The 2,278-nt window shown below is 72.4% G+C and carries 4 protein-coding genes; 1 reads left to right on the plus strand and 3 read right to left on the minus strand.

Annotation, left to right across the window (positions count from 1 at the left end; all coding sequences use genetic code 11):
- The coding region (locus M3Q23_11760) for a hypothetical protein (GenBank protein MDP9342741.1) at positions 1–158 on the plus strand (158 nt) is incomplete at its 5' end.
- Here M3Q23_11760 and M3Q23_11765 read toward each other — a convergent pair.
- The 3 genes from M3Q23_11765 to M3Q23_11775 form a co-directional block, all read right to left on the minus strand.
- Positions 141–989 carry a hypothetical protein gene (locus tag M3Q23_11765; protein MDP9342742.1) on the minus strand — a complete coding sequence of 283 codons (849 nt, stop codon included), beginning with the start codon at positions 987–989 and terminating at the stop codon, positions 141–143. The genes M3Q23_11760 and M3Q23_11765 overlap by 18 nt on opposite strands.
- Entirely contained in the window at positions 986–1,597 is a 612-nt protein-coding gene (locus tag M3Q23_11770) for a CPBP family intramembrane metalloprotease (protein ID MDP9342743.1), read from the minus strand. The genes M3Q23_11765 and M3Q23_11770 overlap by 4 nt, the downstream gene beginning before the upstream one ends.
- Positions 1,594–2,278, minus strand: a 685-nt coding sequence (locus tag M3Q23_11775) for a hypothetical protein (GenBank protein ID MDP9342744.1), incomplete at its 5' end; no start/stop codon positions are given. The genes M3Q23_11770 and M3Q23_11775, both read right to left, overlap by 4 nt.

Genomic DNA, 2,278 nt, shown 5'->3' on the forward strand with positions numbered 1-2,278 from the left:
ACGCCGAAGCCGACACCAACAGCTACCCCCGAGGGGTCAAGGTCAGCGACGAGGAGATGGCCGCGATCGGCCCGCGCATCAAGGGCCACAGGTTCCACGGTGAGTGGAACTACACGATCGTTCCGCCCCCGCGCCACCGGCTAACTACAGTCATGTAATTCCGTTCCGGAGCCTAACGACGGCGGCGGACCAGCAGCACAACGATCGCGGCGACGGCCAGGACGCTCGCGGCCGCGATCGCCACGATGGAGACCGTGCTGGTTCCGGACGAACGCGGCGGTGTGGGGGCGGGCGACTGGACCAGGCCATCGGCGGCGCTGGCGGGGATGGCCACGGCCACGTAACCGAACGCCTCGATCGAGGCCAGGGCCAATCTGGCCCTTACGGCTGTCTCGCGTCTCGAGCTTCTTCCATGCGTGGCCGTCGCTCGACCACACCACCGCGTGCTCGACATGGCCGGTGGCCGGCGTGGCCGGGTAGACCAACGTGACCGGCGTGGAACGGCGCAGCGGGCCGACCTTGCCGTCGCCCTTGTACTGGGCGGTGAAGCGGTAGACGTTCCCGGCCACCACGAGCACGCCGGGGAGCCGTCCGACGTCGGATGCGGCCAGAGGAGTGACGTCGAGCTCGACGGGGGTCGAGCCCGTCCGCGGTGGGATCTCCGCCGAGTTGAGGACCAGGGTCGCCTGAAGATCGATCGTGCTGATGACCTGCGGATCCGAACCACGCTTGCCCATGGTGATGGTGAAGCGCTGCGCCACTGGGGGCTGGTTGCCGGCGGCAAGCGAAGGGGGCGGGCTCACCCACCGGTACGCGACCGGCGGCGCGAATCCGTCGAGCAGGGGCACGCCGAGGCCCGCGTGCAACCACGATCCCGCCGCCACGACCAGGACGTAGGCAGACCCCACCGCGAGGCCGGCGACCAGGGCCCCACGGCCGGTCCCGGATCGACGTGTGGTGGCTCGGAGCTCTCTCGGGCGCCCCTTCATCCCACCACCACCAGGAGATTGGCCAGGGCATGGGTCGCTGCCGGGACCTCCCAGCGGCCCCCCGCCCAGCGCTGCCACGAAAGAACCAGACCCGCGCCGAGGTCCACCGGGAGCGCCGCGACGCCGTACGTGGGGACGTGGATCAGCGCGAAGGCGACCGCCGAGCCCGCCACGGCGACGACCGCGCCCCACCGCGACAGCCAGCCGTACAGGAGCCGGCGAAACAGCGCCTCCTCGGCCACCGCCGCCAGCGTGTCGAGGAACAGCGCCGCCGAGCCGGCGCGCACCGGCACCGCCGGCGTCCGGACGGCGAGCCAGGCCAGGACGACCGCCGCGGCCCCCAGCGCGAGCGACCGTGCGGGCCCGAGGGGCGGAGCGAGATCGGCGGGCTGTCTCGGGAGAAGCGACACCACCAGGACGATCCCGTACAGCGCGGCCAGCGCGGGAATCGGGGACCGGACCAGGTCCACCAGCTCGGGCCGGACCAGCAGCAGCGCGAGCCCGGCCAGGACCGCGATCGGCGTGGGACCTGCCGGTCGCGCGTTCCCGGAGCCCCCGTGCGCCGATGCGTGCTCGACCCTGAGTGGCTCACTCTCTGAAGCGCTCAACGCACCACCCGGAAGGCCACCTGGGCGAGGACTCGCGGATCGAACGGTCCGTGATCCACCGCCACGAATTCTGCCTGGAGATGGTGGTCGCCGGGCAGGACCGAGACGGTCCGCTCCAGGCTGTACGCCATGAACACCAGCGCGCCGTCCACGTACAGGTGGACGTGCCCCTCGTCCGGGACAAGGTTCTGGGAGGTGAACCGCACGACCTTCCCCCCCACCACCCGGACCCGCACGGGCACGCTGGCGGGGTCGCCGTGGAACACCTGGCCGGGACGGGGCGACAGGATCTCGATCCGCGCCTCCGTCGAGGGACGGTTCTTGCTGATGGGCGGCCGGATGATCGGGGGCAGGACGAACGCCAGGGCCAGGGTCGCCGCCGCCGTCCCCGCCGCCGCCCAGGCCACGGCCCGGGGAACCTTTCGGAACCCTCGTTCCCGCAGACGAAGGAAGGCGAACCCCCCGAGCAGGATGGTCGCGAACAGCAGCATCTCCGAGACGGCCGCATCGGGGGTTCCCAGCCCGTCGGCCAGCACGGCATTCACGCCTGCGGTCCGGTTCGGCTCACCGGCCGCCGCTCGCTCGAAGGGGGCCGGCGTGTTCGGCTCACCGGCCGCCGCTTGCTCGAGGGGGGCCGGCGCTTCCGCCCCCCGACCGGGACCGGCGCGCCCGGTCCCGGAC

The organism is Actinomycetota bacterium, assembly GCA_030774015.1.
GTDB lineage: Bacteria > Actinomycetota > UBA4738 > UBA4738 > JACQTL01 > JALYLZ01.

What these genes read in the sequence shown, in the direction of transcription:
- M3Q23_11765 (MDP9342742.1), bottom strand. Translation starts at nt 989, where the DNA reads ATGAAGGGGCGCCCGAGAGAGCTCCGAGCCACCACACGTCGATCCGGG.